General features: G+C 67.5%; 1 protein-coding gene. It reads left to right on the forward strand.

Annotation, left to right across the window (positions count from 1 at the left end; translation table 11 throughout):
- On the forward strand, positions 1-541 hold a 541-nt coding region (locus tag DAI20_RS20170), incomplete at both ends, for a glycoside hydrolase family 15 protein (RefSeq protein ID WP_240606153.1).

A 541-nucleotide genomic window follows, 5' to 3' on the forward strand; every position in this document is an offset into this window, starting at 1 on the left:
GGAAGCCCCCGGCAGCGTGCGCAACTGGGACTACCGTTACTGCTGGCTGCGTGATGCCGCGTTCGTGGTGCGCGCACTGAACCGCCTCGGCGCGACGCGCACGATGGAACAGTTCCTCGGCTACATCTTCAACCTGGCCACCACCGACGGCACGTTGCAGCCGCTTTATGGCATCGGCTTCGAGGCCAAGCTGGACGAGGATGAGGTTCCCAGCCTGTCCGGCTACCGTGGCATGGGCCCGGTGCGCCGCGGCAACCTGGCCTGGGTGCAGCGCCAGCACGATGTCTATGGCAGCGTGGTGCTGGCTTCCACCCAGCTGTTCTTCGACCGGCGGCTGCAGGACCCGGGCGATGCGCACACCTTCGCCCGTCTGGAGCCGCTGGGCGAACAGGCATTTGCCCTGCACGACGTACCCGATGCCGGCCTGTGGGAATTCCGCGGCCGCACCGAAGTGCATACCTACACCAGCGCGATGTGCTGGGCCGCCTGCGACCGCCTGTGCAAGATCGCCGTGCGCCTGAAGCGCGATGACCGCGCCCAT

The organism is Planctomonas deserti, assembly GCF_003067705.1.
Classification (GTDB): domain Bacteria; phylum Actinomycetota; class Actinomycetes; order Actinomycetales; family Microbacteriaceae; genus Planctomonas; species Planctomonas deserti.